This is a genomic window from Halobacteriovorax sp. DA5, assembly GCF_002903145.1.
Lineage (GTDB): Bacteria > Bdellovibrionota > Bacteriovoracia > Bacteriovoracales > Bacteriovoracaceae > Halobacteriovorax_A.
Map to the genome: position 1 here is coordinate 593,015 of NZ_PPDJ01000001.1, position 18,444 is coordinate 611,458.

12 protein-coding genes are annotated in these 18,444 nt (G+C 38.1%); 3 read left to right on the plus strand and 9 right to left on the minus strand.

Features of this window, described 5'->3' with window-relative positions; genetic code table 11:
• Positions 1-21: 21 nt before the first annotated feature.
• Positions 22-1,650, plus strand: a complete 1,629-nt coding sequence (locus tag C0Z22_RS02965; RefSeq protein ID WP_103216846.1) for a PhoU domain-containing protein — start codon at positions 22-24, stop codon at positions 1,648-1,650.
• Here the strand turns inward: C0Z22_RS02965 and C0Z22_RS02970 are convergent.
• From C0Z22_RS02970 to C0Z22_RS03010, 9 genes are all read right to left on the minus strand, one after another.
• Positions 1,647-2,228, minus strand: coding sequence for a hypothetical protein (locus C0Z22_RS02970; RefSeq protein WP_103216847.1), 582 nt, complete (start codon positions 2,226-2,228; stop codon positions 1,647-1,649). The two genes, C0Z22_RS02965 and C0Z22_RS02970, sit on opposite strands and share 4 nt — an antisense overlap.
• 67 nt (positions 2,229-2,295) lie before the next feature.
• Positions 2,296-3,060: a hypothetical protein gene (locus tag C0Z22_RS02975; RefSeq protein ID WP_103216848.1), complete on the minus strand. Its 765-nt coding sequence runs from the start codon at positions 3,058-3,060 to the stop codon at positions 2,296-2,298.
• Positions 3,061-3,161: 101 nt separating this feature from the next.
• On the minus strand, positions 3,162-4,445 hold the full coding sequence (locus C0Z22_RS02980; RefSeq protein ID WP_103216849.1) for a S8 family serine peptidase: 1,284 nt from the start codon (positions 4,443-4,445) through the stop codon (positions 3,162-3,164).
• A 67-nt stretch (positions 4,446-4,512) separates the two neighbouring features.
• Entirely contained in the window at positions 4,513-5,445 is a 933-nt protein-coding gene (locus C0Z22_RS02985) for a hypothetical protein (RefSeq protein ID WP_103216850.1), read from the minus strand.
• Positions 5,446-6,210, minus strand: a complete 765-nt coding sequence (locus tag C0Z22_RS02990) for a hypothetical protein (RefSeq protein ID WP_103216851.1) — start codon at positions 6,208-6,210, stop codon at positions 5,446-5,448.
• Positions 6,211-6,295: 85 nt separating this feature from the next.
• Positions 6,296-7,360 carry a hypothetical protein gene (locus C0Z22_RS02995; protein WP_103216852.1) on the minus strand — a complete coding sequence of 355 codons (1,065 nt, stop codon included), beginning with the start codon at positions 7,358-7,360 and terminating at the stop codon, positions 6,296-6,298.
• 144 nt (positions 7,361-7,504) lie between these two features.
• Positions 7,505-12,514 carry a hypothetical protein gene (locus C0Z22_RS03000; protein ID WP_146037769.1) on the minus strand — a complete coding sequence of 1,670 codons (5,010 nt, stop codon included), beginning with the start codon at positions 12,512-12,514 and terminating at the stop codon, positions 7,505-7,507.
• A gap of 191 nt (positions 12,515-12,705) precedes the next feature.
• On the minus strand, positions 12,706-14,886 hold the full coding sequence (locus C0Z22_RS03005) for a hypothetical protein (protein WP_103216854.1): 2,181 nt from the start codon (positions 14,884-14,886) through the stop codon (positions 12,706-12,708).
• A gap of 97 nt (positions 14,887-14,983) precedes the next feature.
• A complete protein-coding gene (locus tag C0Z22_RS03010) occupies positions 14,984-16,069 on the minus strand; it encodes a tRNA-dihydrouridine synthase (protein ID WP_103216855.1) in 1,086 nt (361 codons plus the stop codon).
• A gap of 64 nt (positions 16,070-16,133) precedes the next feature.
• On the opposite strand from C0Z22_RS03010, the gene C0Z22_RS03015 reads away from it, so the two are divergent.
• Complete coding sequence (locus tag C0Z22_RS03015; RefSeq protein WP_103216856.1) at positions 16,134-16,802, plus strand: HAD family hydrolase; 669 nt, start codon at positions 16,134-16,136, stop codon at positions 16,800-16,802.
• 11 nt (positions 16,803-16,813) lie between these two features.
• Positions 16,814-18,256 (plus strand): signal recognition particle protein, encoded by a 1,443-nt coding sequence (gene ffh, locus C0Z22_RS03020; RefSeq protein WP_103216857.1) that lies wholly within the window; start codon positions 16,814-16,816, stop codon positions 18,254-18,256.
• Positions 18,257-18,444: the final 188 nt, after the last annotated feature.

The window sequence follows — 18,444 nt, forward strand, 5'->3', positions numbered from 1 at the left end:
AGGATTTATATTTAATAAGTCATGGAATACTTGCAAACGGTTTTATTTTTTATCTCAGGACTCGCTATATTTTATTACGGACAACGAATTATCTCTGCAGGTATTCAGAGTCTGGGTTCTGGTGCTATCAAACATATTGCTTCTGATATTGATGGAAAGAACTTTGTCGTCAATTTCTGGAATGGTGCAAGGCTGAGTCTACTAGCATTCTCACCAACAATGGCCAATATCGTGACGGTAGGTCTTGTTAATGCCAACTTGATTAAAAAGAATCGAGTTATTCCTATGCTTTTTGGCTCTGTCATTGGTGCCGTTACGATCTTTCTTATTCTAATGCTTTCAAGACAGGAGATAGGTCTGAATCTTATGGCCTTTGCTCTTATTCTTGGTCTGGTATTTACACAACGCTTTGTGAGAAAGCTAACAAAGCTCCTATTTGGACTAGCATTTCTTTTTCTTGGTGTATCGGTAATGCATGAGAGTCTTGTCTCTCTTTTAACTTGGGATCTTGTTCAAGATATTGTTGTTCGATTTGTTGATTATTCTTTATTTACAAACCTTCTAATTGGATTTGTTTTTGGAACAGTAGTATCGTTCATCTTAAGAAGCCAAACGATGACATTGGCCATCGCAGTGGTCATGATCTTCACAAAAGTTTTTCCTGTTAGTATTTGCTTTTCAATTATTTGCGCCTCAACACTAAGTTCATTTTTTATAAATTTTAATACGGCAAGAAAAGTTGCAAGACCTCTTGCAATTCGTTTATCCCTCCATCCATTAGTCCATTACTTAGTGGCCACATTTGCTAGTTTCTTATTAATTGTGATCATTGATCATAATGTTGAAACAACAGTTGGAACGGTTAGTCTTGTTGTCATAGGGCAATTCTTTGTTATTTCACTGGCAATCCTTAATTACTTCTTCTTTAAGAATATTGTGGCGGAACTTATTCAGGGAATGTATCCGGATGCGAAATTTAAGGATCGTCCAAAGTTAAAATTCCTTGGCGAAAGAAGACATATTTCTTCGACAATGGCATATGTTTTAGTCGAACTTGAAATTGGTAAGCTTTTAGATATTGTTTCAAGAATGTTTGAGAAGTGCCACGAGTATATTGAAAGTCCTACTAAGGGGGCCCGTGCTCTGGCAAAAATTAAAGATTACGAAAAAATTATTGATAATATTCAACTTGAAATCAATGATTTTATTTCAAAAGTAATTGCTAATGGTGCAGAGGAAGTTGAGAGTCGCAATGCTATAAAGCTTATGCAGATCGCCTCTGACCTCGAACAATTAGCAGATAGCTTAGATAAGCTTACAACTATGCTTACAAAGTATTACGAAAATTGGAAGCTATCAGCAGATGAAACCGATCGTCTTCTAAATTACTTTTCAGAAGTTGAATCTCTCTATCAAAGAAGTATTTCAGTCTATAAAGGACAGATTGCAACTGAAGATGAAATTAATGAGGTCATTGTTAGTACTCGTGAACTCAAGAGGCACCTTATGACTGAAAGAGAAGATTTTGCGAAAGTTCATCACAATGAAGATGGAAGAAAGCATATCTATTATTCGGATATGATGACATCAATATCTGTGGTTCGTGCAAATGTTAGAGAGGTTTATTTACTCTTAACTGGTGTTATCTAATTCCACTTATTAGTTAATTCATTCTTACAAACAACAATGGGTAGCTCTTTTACAATAGTATTCTGATTCTTATTTATTGCGAAAGGAAAGAACTTCTTCGTTGATGCTATTTTTCGATCAATCATACTTTCTTTATGGCGACGAGAGGCCTTCACTTTTCTGTAGCGAATACATTTCTTACCTCGCATTCGTACACATTGGCTGATAAGAGCTACCTGATCTATTTGCTCTTCGTAGTATCTAATTTCTTTTTCTAATTCAACTTTTGTATTTGTGATGGGAATGAACTCTTCACCCTTTGTTGTTCTAATTCGATACTTTCCAAATGGACGATTCGGTCTTAGGGTTAGTAGGTCTTCTTTTGCCTTAAGGTTGATATCAAGTTTATATTCGTAGCAATTGTAATTTTGATCTAAGACTTCACTTTGTATATCAATTGAGACAATCTCGATATCAAAGAATGAAGGGATTTCGTAAAAATTTCTTGTTATCTCTGATAAGCGGCCCTGCTTGGGGTGATCTTGATTGCAAGATAGCAATGCAATAATGAATAGGGGAATTAAAAGTAGAACTCTCATATGAACATCATAGGTTCTACTTAAAGTTAATTAAAAGGTCGGTAAGGCCTAATTTAGTTAAAGATTCCTAAAACCAAAGTGCTTGCATTCTTCTAAAAGAAATTTCCGTATACTCAATATCTTCTGATTTTGAAGCTAGTCCACGACCGATATTAACTTTCTTCTTTGTTGAAAGATTGTCGATTAGTAATTTGTTAAAAACAAGACTTGTTTTAACTAGTGAGTTTGCACCTTCACTTGTTCCTGCATAAACTTTATTACTTTTTGCTAACGAAATATAGTTTTCGAAAACGTAGTAATTATCAGAGAAACCATTGTCACATAGTTTTGATATTTCGTAATATGTACGATCCATATGTTCTTTCATTGCAAGAGGAAGAGTTGCTTTTGTTGCTCTCTCTCCATCATATGGAAGGTGCCAAACCACATTTTCAATATTGTCATCAATATCTTCTCTTAGCTGATAACTCCAAGTCTTTGGTTTGTCATTATATGAGCTAAACTCTTGATGAAAGTAAGCACATGTTTTAACGTCTTTTTTAAAACTAGGGTAGAGGTCAGAGAATGTTAAGTATTGTTCATAAAGCGAAAGAAAGTAGACTTTCTTATTATCAAGCTTAGAGATATCTTTAGTCAGTTCTTGACCAACACTCGCTGGGCCACGACTCTTCTTTTTAAAGCTTCTAATTTTATAAGAAGGGATTGGATTAACTTCACTATCTGAGCGATCTTCAAAGCCTGCAATTTTGCTTTCAATTGATTCAGTTTGGTGCGTACTACTCGCACAGCTCATTAATGAAGATAGTAAGATTAAAGTTGCTAATTTGTTCATATGATCCACCTCTTATCTATTCTTATCGTCAAAATAGATAAGAGGTTTAGGCAAAATATGCTCATTCCGTATGAAATTTCAGCTAAAATTTAGCATAGGTTTTACTTTAAATAGTAACGTGCAAGGCTTAGAGCGCTTTGTTGATCGAGTAGTCCACCACTTGTGCAAAGATTGCTTAAAGTACTCAGCTTTTTGGCCGAGTCTTCCAGTATGTCTTTTACAAAAGATCCATTAATATCTTTATTGTAAAAGTCCGCCATGGCATAAATCATTGCGGCCGTGTTTGTTACTTGTGGAGCTGCTTGAGAAGTTCCATTTATTGGAACATAGTTATCGCCGGGTGAGCATGAATTGATTGCCACTCCTGGTGCAAAGATTGTCACAGTCTTTTTTCCGAAATTTGAAAAATAGGCCTTGTCCTTATTGTGTTCATCAATTGCGGCAACAGAAATAACGTTTTCTGCAATAATTGAAGATGGATAATGCAATAAAGAGTCCGTATCGTCTTTTTTATTTCCAGCAGAAAATACGAAAAGCATTTTAGGATATGCTTTTACCACTTCTAGACCTTTGTCCATCAGTCCTTTCATATAGCTATCACGCATTTGAGTGATTAGCTTTTCATATTTATCATTAACTTCTTTTTCTTTTAAATTAAATTCATCTTGGAAGAGCCCGTTGATCATATCATAGGCCGGCTCCCAGCTTTGTCCCCAAGATGCGTGATAGATATTTGAAAACTTAGACGAGTACTTAACAGTTTCTCTCATTTTAGAAATCATCCAGTTTTCATAGTACATTAAGTATCTTTCGATATTTCTAATCTTTAGATATGACTTACTATATTTGCTAGGAATAAATTCCTTCTTAGCAAATAGACCTTTCGGATCATCTCCTAAGTAGCGAATTGGAAGATATCGGAGATCTCCTGACTTTAGCTCGTACGGCAAAGTCTTTGTGTTCATTGCAAGACATGCAACATGAGAGCCGTGCGTATATGAAGAGAACTCATCTCTGCTTTCCATAAACTCGTCGTCTTTTCTAATTTCCGTGTACCATTTAAGTTCACTTTCAGTTGCCGTCTTTAGTGTCTTCTTCTTTCTAATTTCATAGTATTCAAAAACTCTTGGGTCGAAAGTTCCAATAAGGCCGTCATCAAAAACCTTTCCAGAGTTTTGGATATAATTCCAACCATTAAGATCATCAATCTTTCCATTAGCGTCGCTATCTTTACCATTTTCGATTTCTTGGCGATTAGAAAAAAGATGATCCTTAAGATCAATATGATTGATATCAATTTGGTTATCACTGATGGCAACAACAGAAGCTGCAAAAGTAGGTAACGCAAAAAGCCAGATTAAGATGTGTTGTTTAATTTGATGCATAGAGAATTTATTAAATGATCTTTTTCATCCTTGCAATTGCATCGCGTAAATCATCAATTCTCGAATCTTATTTCAATAGTTTATAAATTGCGTACACAGGGTAGTGGTCAGAGGGATTATTCCATATATCCGATCGTTTGCGCGGCGGGCCTAAAACCTTTCCAACTGAGTTGCGGTAGCGATAGACAGCAGCATCTGCAATTTGATTTTTAAACCTTTCATCAATAAAGAGGTAATCAAGTTGAAGAGGGTGGGCCGCTTGGCCAACGAATTGATAGAATGTTGTTCGGTACTCTAGTGGTAATTCAAAAATTCCAAGTACATCCTTAAGATTTGTTTCTGAGTATAGTGATAAAAATTCTTCATCTGTTTTTTCATTCGAAGCATTACCATTAAAGTCTCCACATAAAATGACAGGGGTTTCTTTAAAGAGTGAAGATTCTTGTTTATAGACGTGAACAAGTAACTCAAGCTCGGCCTTTCTTCTTCTAACTGATCTAAAGTCATGGCCGGAATCATCTCGTTGGGACTTTAAGTGAACATTCAAAAGACTCATTATATGTTTTGTTTTCTCTTTATCGCTAAATACTCTTAAGTGAGAGAAGTCACGTGATAGAAAGTAATTTGTTTCATCTTCATCGTGCAAGATAAAATCAATCTCTTTATCAGTGTGAGAGAGATGCTCAAAATAGAAAGGCAGGCCCTTTCTAACTAAGAAGGCGTTTTCAATTCCTCGATCACTATTTCCTTGGTTGTGATAAATTTCGTACTCATTTGAAAGGTAATTTTCATTAAAGTAATGAAGACTTTCAATATAGCCAATCTCCGTTAGAGCATAAATATCAGCATTTATTTCACTAAAAACTGTACGCAATTGATTGAGATTTAGTGGTGATTTAAAGTAGTTTAGGTTTGGAGGATGATCAAAGGCATCCTTTATAAATAGATTTTCTAGGTTGTAAACACAAAGTTCAATTTCTTCTAATTGTTTCTGTTGCAATTAACAGCTCCATCCAAAAATATAGCGAAAGTACTTCTTCGCCTTTGCATCATAGATAAGCTTACAATATGCACTTTGATAGAGCTTTTGACTATTAATTTCCTTAAACTTAGTTAAGAGCTCTTCGCTGCAAGCTCCACTTTGTATCTCATAGTTTTGAAGTTTATCTGTGAAGAGGGAGACCTTTTCATTTTCTATTTTAAACTTAAAATCAACCCCGCGATACTCTTGTTGAAAGTAAATGGCCGCTCCATTTGTATAAAATGGAATAGAGTGGCGTGGGATGATCGTTGGTTTATCTTGCCCTTGCCTTAACATGATATTAGGTAGGATATCTTGATTGTTTGAAAGCTCCTTCGTGCTCTTTAGAAATCTAATTCCTTCATAAATAGGCTGCCTGTCATTTACAATTTTTCCAAATTTATCTTTCTGAGGATGATGAAAACTACACTTTGATTGATAGGTAATTGTATTTTTATCTTTAGGGAGAGTTGTCCAGAAAGTGAAAGGCAGACCATATTTGTTTGCGAATTCTTTCTTCTTGATCAAGCTATCCTTTAAAAAAGTTTGCTTAAAGTCTTCTGATACTTTTCCCATTTGTGAATTACATTCAGAGTTTTCTGGACAGCCTTTTATAAGATGCTCCACCATATGCGGCTCAAACTTTACTTCTTCAATAACTTGCGCCTGAGGAGGCGGAGGGCTTAGGGCCAATGAGAAATGACTGATTGTGGCAACAAGAAGCACTTTGTAATAATTTTTCATATCTAAATTGTATATGGAATTGGAATATTTCTCAAAACAAAAAAGCCCGCATGATGCGGGCCTTTAAAGGGGGGAGGGGTATTTATTATTGTGATCTTGAGTTAACTGATCCACCTAGGATAAAGTCAATCTGATCATCTACTGTATACTTTTCTGTAGTTTCGCCTCTTCTGATATCGTTGATCGTTGGTTGATTTGGATTAACACGATCACTATTACCTTTTTGGGCCATAAAGTTTTGTTTTTCTTGTGCTTCAAATTTTACAACTACTTTTTGCTCATCTTCATCGCTATCAACTTTTGCAGAGTTTACTCTTGTTTCAATTGTCGTCTTTGTCTTAATGTCTTCTAAAGTATCTTTGTCGTTTACAGGATTATTAACACACTCAATTTTAGTAAACTCTAGTGCTCTAATATCACTTGCAAATGTTGAGATGCTTCCATTGGCCTGTAGAACTCTTAGATCAGCATTGAACTCCATACGCTCTTTTCTTGATGTTTCAAAGTCTTCTGTAACTGTTCCTGATTCAACATTGTCTCCAAGATCAAAGATACCTCTTTTTGTGATCTTAAATGCGGCAGATGAGCCAGCGCCATCAAATCTTGATTCTAGCTGATCACTTACATCCTGAGGTGTTTGAACTTGACCCATATGCTCTTTTTCAGCGATAGAAACAAGTGCACTTTTTGCTTTAGCTTTCTTGTCACCAAGGATATTCTGGCAAATGGCATCAGCATCAGAAACTTTTTGAAGATAGATTTCTTTATTACCTTCGAATACTTTATATTTCAGTGATGCACGGTATGCGATAATAGGTGAGTTATCATAGTAGTCTCTAAGATCTTCTGTTGAAAGCTCAATTGACTCACGGTCTTTAATGAAGTCAGCATGCTTCTTTTCATCTTTTTCGATATTTGTTTGTTTCTTTTGAAACTTCTCTTCAGCAATCTTATATTTTTCTAGATCACATCTATCCTTGTATTTATTGTATCTTTCTTGAAAGTCTTTATCGAAGTCACTAATCTTCTCAAAACCTTTTCTTTCAAACTTCCTTTCTACAATAGTACAAATATTTGCATAAGCAGAAAGTGGAATTAATCCAGTGAAGATGGCAACTTTAATCAGTGTTGATAGATTTTGCTTTTTCATAGTTTCCCCATTTGGTTTTTCATTTCTTAAGTTTAGATACTATGTATAAAGCAATAGGTGTGCCAAAAAACAGAAGGGGCAAGATATTGAATTTTCGTTGTGTTTGAAGAAACTACTGTCTATTAAATGAACAGTGTATGAAACTTATTCACAATAGAAGTGATGATTCCAACGGAAACCTTTAATAAAGCTTGAGTAGTTAGCGTCATCAGCAGTTAAGTCATCCATTGAGTCGACAATTGAGTTATAACCTTTTAACTGAGTGTCTTCAGTAAAGTAGCCGGCCGCCGGTTGAGGATAGTAATTATCAAAGGCGCTACCTGTTCTTACTTTTCCAAGTTGACAGAAGCGGTTACCAATTTGATTTAGTTTAGATTTTACTTGATCACCATTGGCACCCTCAACAAGTGGAAATCCTGTTCTTAGATCATAATGCTTTTCTGGATCAAGTGACATATCCGCACTTTCTGTTACGATACCTTCAGATGAGATAAATAAGTTTAGATAAGTGTTAATATTTGTCCCACTAGGTAGACGACACTCATAAGTATTATCTTCATTTAAGACACCAAAGCCTGAACAACACATTGAGCCTGGGTCTGTAACGTTTGTCCCTAGCTTTGAACAACACTTAAAGTCGTTGGCCGCAAAAATCTGAGGTAGGGCAATCGTTGAACCATCTGTTTTGTAATATACTTGATTATCAATTGCATCAGCTGTTCCAATATTTGGATCTGTTGCAGGAATTCTATCTGGATCAGTAAAGAACGGATCACTTACTTCATTATAGATACCTTCAACTAGTCGTCCTTCATTTGAAGTGTGGGCCGCAGGATTGGCCTTCTCATCATTACAACGAATGGCCTCATAAGTAACTTGTGGAACACCTAGTAACTCATATCTTTCGAAGATACTTTCGTAGTATTTTTGTCCTCCTGGAATTGTCCCAAAAGCACTCGCAGGGAAATTGTATCTAAATGATACCCATCCAATTTGCATTGGTGTCGGAGCAGACAGAAGATCATTATTAATTCTAAAGAACATGTATCTTAAGTTATTTTCAGTAACAGTACAGTATGCCGGCTGACTAATTGAGGCCAGTGCTAGTTCGGCACCTGCTACACTTGGGCAGACAACTTCTGTCATTGCTGCTTCATCGTGTGTTGAAAGGTCTGAAAAGTCCGTCGCATCTGGATCAGTAATATAGTTAAGGATAACATCGTTAATCGATGCACCATTAACATAGTCAGGGATGTAAATCGCAAGCGTTTGTTGCTCAAGATCATCAGCTCCAAGTGCTGGGGCAATAGGGTTATTGAATCCTGCCGGTTTAACAACCACTGGCGAATACGGGGCATTGAATGTGTCATTAAAACCAGTATTCTGGTAAAGTCCAAATGCTATCTTCGTATTAAATAGAGTTCCTTCTTCATCGGCAGGGTAGAAGCTAATACGGCCATCAATAGGTGAAGTTGTATTAATATTTTCAGGTACTGCCGCAGAGTCAGCATTAATATTTGCCTGAATACTTCCAATAGGATCACCTGGTCTTAGCCAAACAAATGGTTGTCCTACTTCTCCATTATAAGTACGGTAACCACCAATAGCACTCATGAAAGAGTATTCCATTAGCCAGTTATTACGGTAAAGAGGTTGAAGCTCTTCACGCCATGACTTCATTGAATAGTTAAGGCACGCTAGCTTTGTTGGTGAAAGGTTTAGGCGTCCACCAGCTGTCCAGTTATTTGTTCCATCTTCAAACTTTCTAATGAAACCACCACCACAGCAATTTGAGCGTCCTGTTTCATTAATAATAAGGGCCTGACCATTATCTGGAAGAACTCCCGGTTCTACTTTCATCTCAATTGAGCTTGTATTAAATGTCTCAGATGCTGAGTAACGAGAGTAGCGTCCTGTTGCATCAGGAGATACATTTGATGTTGTTCTCGTATTAAGAACCTCATTTTGTGAGTCATAACCAGGAAATGATGTATTTGTCTCGACTTGTGTGTACATCGTGAAGTCTTTTGAAATTTCACGACAACAACGGTTTTGACCCATATCATAGTTATAGTAACTACCCGCAAGAATCGTATTTAAAAGAGGCTCTTGTTGACTTTGGCCACAAACGAGTTCTTCTTCCCAGTACTTTTGTTCAGCGATTGTATCACCAAAGCTAGAAGGAGAGAGTCCTCTTGCCACATCAGCATGAAGGCGGTTTGGACCACAGTCTAAGTTAGTATGACAAACAGCTCCCGCTCTTCTAATACAGGCGTTGGCCGCGAGTGTTTCCGTTTGAAGCTGAAGGATATCTTTAATTAAACCAGCTTCAATTGATTTGAAAGATGATGTTTCATCTGTATCAACAGAAGCCGCTGAACACATATTTTGTAATACTGATGGAACATTGATTGTAGCATCTTCTACAGTCACATAGTTTCCGTCTGTGTCGAATACTGGACATGAACGGGTACGATTAAAGCCTGTAGCATCTTCATTACAAGAAGCTATTTGAGAAATATAATCAGTACGATTCTTATTATCTTCAGACTCGTGACGACTTTCAAATCCATTAGTTGTATCTGTTGAGCGCCCTGGAACACAAAGGCCCACATCTCCTGGCCCATAGGTACCAGTAGCTGCATATATTGAAAGGTTTGCAGCAATTGCTTGTTGAATATTTGTCGGCAGCTCTTCGCCGCGGTTACTATAAGAGATTGGTCGTCCAAGAATACTTGCAGCTTGTCCGTAAAGGATTGCTGTCGGCTCATTAGGTGAGCGAATTAGTTCTTTTGAAAAACTTGCAGAGTCCAGGGCCGCACAGTAGAAGTTTGGAGCACAAGTTAAAAGTTTTGAGTGTGTTGTCTTTTTAACATTTGTTGTCGGGCTTAATTTACAAAGTGAACCGGCCCCGCGGTAAACACATCTCTTATTTTGACCACTACTAATATTTGTATTTAAAATAGAAGAGAGTGAAACTCCTTCTCTTGAGTAGTTATTTCTTTCAAATGCATCAATATCAAATTTTGGCCAATTGGTTTTCACATCTGTTACCTGAGCACAGGCATATTCCCATCCAAGTTTTGCAACACAATCGCTATCAACATTACAAGCATGCATATACTGGCAACTTGCCCCGTACCCTTGACCTGCGGCCGAAGGATCTTTTGAGAAGTCCCAGTCATAATCTGCTGCCGTTTGACCACCAAGATCTTCGACAACAGAAACTGTATAATTTGTGTTTTGAGCAAGATCCGCAAAAGGAGCATTAATTGCTAAGAATAGTTTTTGTGTTGTCGAACGTACACGTCTTCCTGCTCCAACAGAGAACCAAGATACTCCATCAAATGAACCAATAAGGGCACCTTGATTAAAACCATACCAATCTCTTTGGTAACCGTTTACATACATTGCCGCTTGAGTTTCTAGACGGTTTCTTCTTTGCACACCTGCATCTGCATAGCTTATGTGTGAACTCGGTAGCATTGTCGGAGGGACCCAACAAGCACGTCCAAAAATTGTATCTTCATAATTTCCGTAAGTTGTATTACTGCCGATTTGGGCACGATCAGTTGTATACCCTCGCCAAGTTAACCCATAGCCTTTTGCTGTCTCTGGCTGTGAACTAAATACCTTTTGCCAAGCATCTTGTTGACAGTAAGGGCAAGGAGTAGCGTAACCACTTGTTACCGAGACAATATAAACTTTATCAACTTCGACATCTAAGGCCTTGGCCGGTTGTGCTTGTTGAAGATCAAGTGTCATCTGACCAATAACAGCGTTCATATTATATGACGTTTCTAAAGGGCCTGCCTTGTTTGCATCATCAAGATAGTAGAATGTATCGCCTTCTTGATTTGTTCCCTCTGGAATCTCTGATAAATCATCATAAGGAGTTCCCGCTAGAGAGAAGAAGCGGTGAGGAGCACTCTTTCCAGAAACTAAAACTGATAGGTTTTGAAATGGCCTGTCTTCATTTTCAATTACTGGAATATCACATTGAATATTTAAAATATTACCATTGGCGTCCTTTTCAGCTTTTAGGCCGTAGTCAATACAGCGAGAGTCTAGTTGAAGTTCTCCACCAATATACGTTGGCTCAAATGAACAACCACATTTTTGCCATACTTTCACACGCACACTATCAAGATTTGGATCACAGCTATCGAGCTGGCCAAGAAGACATTTGTAATCTTCGATATCTTTTAATAGCTGTTGATTTGCATCATCAATTGGATCGCCATCGTTTGAATCATCGTCATCCTCTCCCGGATTAACGTTGATAGGACAGACATAGAAGAGTTCTGGATAATTTTTAAAACTATTTGCATCTTCTAAGATTTCAGCAAGAGCTGTTTTATATTCTGAACTATTTTGATCTGTTTCAGGTCTAACTTCACCGTCGATTACACATTGTCCGTTTAGACAACAGTTATAGCCTTGTTGCTGACATGAAGTATTTGTACAACTACCACCAGGTGTTGTTGATGAGCCATTAACATTGATTGTGACAGAAAGATTCGACAGGCTAACTGAAGTACTTGGAACAGGTGAGTGCTTTAGAACACCTGCTACCGACTCATGAAGAGTGAGTGCAATAGTTGTAAAACTTGTTGAACATTCTGGGCAAATTGTAGCAAGGCTGTAAGCGGCCTCGTTTGCGTCAACTAGCACTGAAGATCCAGAGCTTGTGTAGCTTACGATATTATCTCCACCACAAAAAGCAGCATTATCACCAGCATTGGCAACATTAATTCTTAAGCTTGTTTCTTGTGATTTACTTGATTTAATTGGCGTGGCCATTAATCTAACTTGTGACTTCTTATCCACTCCTGTAGAGCTAGCAGTATTAATAGAACCAACTAAACAGAACACTGAATTCTTTTTATCTTGTGAAACAATGTAATTATTAACAATGCCACCAACAAGATAAATACTTCCTGTGTCGCTGGAATTTAGTGTTAGAGCACCATCGACATACTGACCTTTGGCGTACCAAGAAGGATTCGTAGGATTTTCGATAATATAATCTGATGACTCTTGTTCTGAGTCGTTTGAATCTAGATTAGAGCGGCGATTGTTGGCCGCTTCCATACATGAAGTAAGGAGCATCAATGTGCTTATGAATGTGAGTAAACTTACTTTAAATTTCATTGGTTTACATTTTCCTACCCATTTACTTTTCGTGAAATTCGATGCCTTTCTTTATATTAACCTGTTGATATTAAAGAAAAGGTAAGAAATACCTACTTATCGATAACTTATTGAAATAAGGAGTATTTTTAGCACTTTGGTAAGGGAGCGAACTGAATGAGACGACAAATTTTTGTGTGTTTTAGCAGATTCTAAAATCCATAGCCATAATTGGCGTAGAAGTCGTAAGAGCTATAGAAAGGATTATAGCTTCCACTAAACATTCTCTGATTAGAGAGATCAAGCTTTTCCATGTACCAATCATAGTACTGTTGTTGATAGGCGAGTTGTTGCTGTTGAACTCGGCCCGTGTAAATGTATCCAGGAAGTTGGGCCCTTAATTGCTGAGTAGAGATCATTGGCCCAATGAAGGCATACGAATTCTGAGCAGCATACATCGCAACTTGAGGCCAGAAGCTCTTTCTGTGCTGGCGCTTGACCATTCGTTCTGAGACAGGGTCCCAGTCGAAGTACTCATTACTTTTAAGTTCAACACTACTATCGGCAAATGATTTTGTTTTTAAGTTACACGTTCGAACATGAAGAGCTCGACAGGCATAATCAAACTCGTCGCCACGGCTATCCTCATCATTTCCACTTGCACCATTTTCGACAACAGCTCCATTACAGCGCTTGTTTTTCTTTTCATGGCAGTAATCTAGTAGGTAGCGATCAGTCATGCGAAAATCATTAGGCTCTCGCTCACCATAAAAGTAGCGAGAGTAATCCTCTGTAATAATCTTATCATCGATACCATCACTTAGTTTTGTGAGAATCGAAATACCTTCATTACCCGTTTCAAGAGCTGGCATACAAGAGATATTAGCTTCTTTAAAGCCACTACAGTTTAGCTTATAAGTTTTTAAGTTAAGGGCCTTTAGAACTTCTAAGTCCTTCATTGGTCTTGTTGTGAAAACTGCTGCAATCTGCTTCTCAACGTCACCCAGCGCTTCTTCACGCTCTTTTATCTTTTGACTTAAAGCTTCGTCATTTAATTCACTTTCAACACAGCCATATAAAATATCTGTCGTCGAACCACCCGGAGTTCCAGGGCAAAGCTCTGCAAGATTATCTGCTAAAATTTCACCAAAGTTATGATTACTCTTACTTGTTTTGTTTAAGGCAGATACTTTATCATTAGCATCTTTTAAGAATGAATGAATTTTATTCTTAAGATCATCTCTTCTTTTTTCGTCGGCCTTCTTCTCTTCCTCGCTAGGGTAGAGTGAAATGCTATCAAGTGTATTGTAATTACCAATGGCCGCTCTAGAGTCATTGATAGCAGTTTTTATTTTTTCTAAGTCTTTACTCGCGTCACACTCTTTAATTTTCACTCGACAGCTCTTTAGACTTGTCAGTGCTGAAGATAAGTCACTAAATGACTGATCAGAGATACCACTATCTAAGTAGAAGGAAGCATAAGAACCTTTTTCAGTATTAAAGATATTTGGATCTTCGTTATGATCAAAAGTGTCTTCGTATAATTTTAAAATTGTATTTTCGTAGTAATGCTTTAATTGATCGTTGTGCGAAAGTAAATTTAAGCTATTGCCCGAAGTGTTGATTTTTATAGAAGGAGTTCCTTCTTTTGTCGTTGTTAATGCAACATTAACAGTATCGTCCTTTAGGGCCTCTAGGTGAGCTTCTAGGAAATTGTTTGCATCATCTTCTGTTGCACTTCCAGCATAAATTTTTTGTAAGATTACACCATAGTTATTGATTGTATCCTTGGCCATATCTTCATAGCCTTGATCCATCTCAAAGTTTCCTGTGAAATCATTGAAGACCTCGCATTCTTTTTGTACGCTTGCATCTCTGCCACGACACGCAGATTTAACATAAGAGTAGAGATCTTTCCCATTTCCATCTTTAAGATGATTAAAGAGTTTTACGAAAGCATTTTCTTCTTTGTTATTCTCAGCGATACTTGCAGCTTGCTTCTTTGCTAAGGCCGATACAGTCGAGTGAATGACTGCATACTTTGTCACAGCTTGAGTGTGTGTTTCAAGCTCTTTTAGCGCCTGTGCAGTATTAGTATCAAAGAGTTTAGCGACATCAAGTACCTCGGCTTCTTTTTTAAAGCTTAGGTATTCATTACGAATTTTCTTTAATGATCTCAAGGCCACGACTTGTGCCATTTGAGCATCGCGAATTTTTTTGAGTTCGATAAGTGTTGGAGAGTCCGCCTTATCATCTTTTTTCATTTGATCTTGTTTTTCATGGATGGCAGAGATTTCATTTTCAAGATCTGTACACATATCAGAGGCCATCGCATTGAAGGCCAATGTACCGATAAGCACTGTATTGAAAATATTTTTAAAAAGTCTCTTCATCTCTTAACTTAAGTATAAAGTAATTTACACTATCTCCACTAACGCCTCTTCGACATTTCAAGTGGAAAACTTTAGTATGAGAAGTGATTTCGGAGTCTTAGCCGTGTCCACCGGCCATGAAGGCTTGAGTTAGATCCAATTTCTTGTGATCATTTTTTATGGCATCGAAATATTCGCGAGTTACCTTCATCGTTTCTTCGATATCAGGTGTTTGGAACATGACATTTCTAAAGTGAGTTACATTTGGAAAGCCTGCGGCCATCCAAACGATATTCTTTCTAAGTGTGATAAGAACAGTTCTTTCTCGATCAGTGTACTCTTCCATGTATTCACGGAATCTTTCGATAACTTCAAGATAGTCACTTGGTGTGAATGTAATATCATCATCTTCGTTTAAGAAGCTCTCGAGAAAAATAAATGGATTTCTAAGAGGTCCACGTCCAAGCATCAGTGCCTGACAGCGAGTTGCCATTAGGCGCTGCTTTGTCATAGGGGCCGAGTGAAGATCTCCGTTTCCAATAATTGGCAGGGGAGATGTTTCAGCAATACTTTCTAAAAGATCCCAATTTGCTAATCCTTTATAGGCCTGAGTTCTTGTTCTACCGTGGATAGCAACGAATTCAACACCTTCTTCTTTTGCAATATGAATAACTTCCCCAGCATTAATTGAATTCTCATCCCAACCAGTTCTAATCTTAATTGTTAAAGGTACTTCGATTGCATTCTTCATTTGGTTGAAGAATTTTCCAAGCTTAGAAGTATCTTTTAAAAGAGCAGATCCTCCGCCTTTTGTGACAACTTTACGAACAGGACAACCCATATTGATATCGATAAATTTCGGCTGTCTTTCTTCGGCCACTTTTGCGGCTTCGGCCATGGCCGTTCCATCTTCACCAAATAGCTGCAGACCAATATTCTTCTCTTGTGGGTGAATCTCAAGCATTTTCACCGTCTTTTCATTCTTGTAGTTAATCCCGTGACAGCTCACCAATTCACTTACTGTCCCACCACATCCTAGCTCTTCCATCAATAAACGATATGGAGCTGTGCAAATACTACTCATTGGAGCAAGTAGAAGTGGTGAATCAAATGAAATATTACCAAGTTTGACCTTTGGGCGACGTGCCATTAGAGTGTCAATCTTAGCTTGAAGAGATGGTGAAAAAGTGCGATTATTGGCCATGCGTTTATTTAGCAAGTAGCTAGAATTAGGTCAACATATTTCAATAATTTGGAAATAATTACTAATGTTTTTTGAAAATCCAAGAGGATATATTGTTTTTGATTGCGACGGTACTTTAGTTTCATCTAAAGAGGCCGTAATCTGCGCTGTGGCCGAGATGATGACGATTATTTTAAATCGTGATGTCACGATCGAAGAGGCCCGTTCAAAATATGGGCCAGATCTTGTTTACACAGCAAATCAGTTTGGTCTTGATCCTGTGAACTCTGAACTACAAAGAAACAAGCTCATGACGACTTGGAAAGAAGTGACGGCAAAGCAGAGCAATAACTACAAACTCTTTGATGGAATGAAGAGACTAATTTTAGATCTTCTTGATCACGAATTTCAACTCTATGTTTGGACGGCACGTGATCGCAGATCAACGTTAAGAATTTTAGACGACCAAAATGTCCTTCAGCATTTTTTAGAGTTACGATGTCTTGATGATACGACTCCTAAGCCACACCCGCAGGGGTTAAGTGAGATGCTTGAAGATATGCCAAAGAATAAGATTCTTATGATTGGTGATAGCTACACGGATACTCAAGGAGCAAAGGGCTTTGGGGTTGAATCAATTGGCGCTCTATGGGAGAGTGGGATAACTAAAGATGGCTTTGGTGAGCATAGTGCTGACTACTGGGCCACGCACCCAAGTGAATGTTTAGATATAATTTTGAATAAAATAAAATAAGGACGACAAGAATGTTTGATAATTTAAGTGATAAGTTTTCAGAAGCGTTTAAGAATATCTCGGGTAAGGGAAAGATTACTGAAAGCAATATTGAGGATACTCTAAAACTTGTAAAGACTGCACTGCTAGAAGCTGATGTTAACTTTAAGGTTGTAAAGAATTTCATTAACAACGTTAAAGAAGAAGCTCTTGGTGAGAAAGTTATCATAGGTGTTAATCCTGAAGAACAGTTCATTAAAATCGTTCACGATGAACTTGCAAAAACGATGGGAGACACAAATACTGAGCTTAACTTTGTTGAAGGCGGTATTACTCCAATTCTAGTTGTTGGTCTAAATGGTCAAGGTAAGACAACATTCTCTGGTAAGCTTTCACTTTTCCTAACAAAGAAAGAAAAGAAGAACGTTCTTCTTGTTCCTGCCGATACTTTCAGACCTGCCGCTAAAGATCAGCTAATTACTCTTGCTAAGTCAATGAATATGGACTGGTTCGATTCTGATCTTGGAAAGCATCCGAAAGATATTGCAGCAGAGGCAATGGCCTATGCAAAAGAGCACGGTAAAGAAATTGTTATCATTGATACGGCCGGACGTCTTCACGTTGATGAAGAGCTAATGGGACAAATCAAAGAAGTTCGTCAAAGCCTTGAGGGACTTAATCCTGAAGTTCTTATGGTTGCAGATGCAATGACTGGTCAAGAGGCCGTAAACGTTGCAAAGAGCTTCCACGAAGCTGTAGGGCTTACTGGTGTCGTTCTTTCAAAAATGGACTCTGATGCTCGTGGTGGTGCCGCACTTTCAATCAAGCACGTAACCGGAGTTCCAATCAAGTTCATCTCTACAGGTGAGAAAATGAAAGACCTTGAACTCTTTCATCCGGATCGTCTTGCTGGACGAATTCTTGATATGGGAGATGTTCTAACTCTTGTTGAAAAAGCAGAAGCTGCAATAGACAAAGATGATGCTGAAGGCATGATGAAACGTTTAGAGAAAGGAAAGTTCTCTGTAAACGACTTCATGAAACAAATGGATATGATGAAGAACTTAGGTTCAATGGCATCAATCATGAAGATGATCCCTGGAATGGGGGGCATGCTTAAGCAAGTAGGGGATTTAACACCTGCTGAAAATGAAATGAAAAGAATGCGCGTTATCATCAACTCGATGACAAAAAAGGAACGCGACAATTATAAGATCATGAAGGATTCTCACATCAAGCGTATTGCTCGTGGTTCTGGAAATACAGAAGCACAGGTTCGTGACTTTATCGCTAAGTTCAAGCAGATGGAGCAGATGATGGGTGGCCTTTCTCAAATGATGAAAGGTGGAGCGATGCCGGGGATGCCTGGTATGCCAGGAATGGGGGGAGGTGGAATGCCTAATCTTCCTGGATTTGGTGGCAAGAAGAAAAAGCCTCGCAAGAAGGGCGGCCCTTGGGGCGGTGGCTTCTTTTAATTCTTTAGGTCTCACTCCGTCTGCTGCGCCTGACTTCGGTCGGCGTAGCAAACTACGCCTTCCCTCGTCTTACGCTAGCATCCGAAGCAAGCCTTAAAGAATTAAATATCATTTCAAAATTTGTTTTGCGGCTTTGCCGGTGGCTCGGGCTGCGCCCATCGCTTTTGCTAGAGCTTCGCTCGTCGCTG

Excerpts from the sequence above, each read along its gene's own strand:
- C0Z22_RS02965 (WP_103216846.1), top strand. The coding sequence starts at position 22 with ATGGAATACTTGCAAACGGTTTTATTTTTTATCTCAGGACTCGCTATA.
- C0Z22_RS02970 (WP_103216847.1), bottom strand. The coding sequence starts at position 2,228 with ATGAGAGTTCTACTTTTAATTCCCCTATTCATTATTGCATTGCTATCT.
- C0Z22_RS02975 (WP_103216848.1), bottom strand. The coding sequence starts at position 3,060 with ATGAACAAATTAGCAACTTTAATCTTACTATCTTCATTAATGAGCTGT.
- C0Z22_RS02980 (WP_103216849.1), bottom strand. The coding sequence starts at position 4,445 with ATGCATCAAATTAAACAACACATCTTAATCTGGCTTTTTGCGTTACCT.
- C0Z22_RS02990 (WP_103216851.1), bottom strand. The coding sequence starts at position 6,210 with ATGAAAAATTATTACAAAGTGCTTCTTGTTGCCACAATCAGTCATTTC.
- C0Z22_RS02995 (WP_103216852.1), bottom strand. The coding sequence starts at position 7,360 with ATGAAAAAGCAAAATCTATCAACACTGATTAAAGTTGCCATCTTCACT.
- C0Z22_RS03000 (WP_146037769.1), bottom strand. The coding sequence starts at position 12,514 with ATGAAATTTAAAGTAAGTTTACTCACATTCATAAGCACATTGATGCTC.
- C0Z22_RS03005 (WP_103216854.1), bottom strand. The coding sequence starts at position 14,886 with ATGAAGAGACTTTTTAAAAATATTTTCAATACAGTGCTTATCGGTACA.
- C0Z22_RS03010 (WP_103216855.1), bottom strand. The coding sequence starts at position 16,069 with ATGGCCAATAATCGCACTTTTTCACCATCTCTTCAAGCTAAGATTGAC.
- C0Z22_RS03015 (WP_103216856.1), top strand. The coding sequence starts at position 16,134 with ATGTTTTTTGAAAATCCAAGAGGATATATTGTTTTTGATTGCGACGGT.
- ffh (WP_103216857.1), top strand. The coding sequence starts at position 16,814 with ATGTTTGATAATTTAAGTGATAAGTTTTCAGAAGCGTTTAAGAATATC.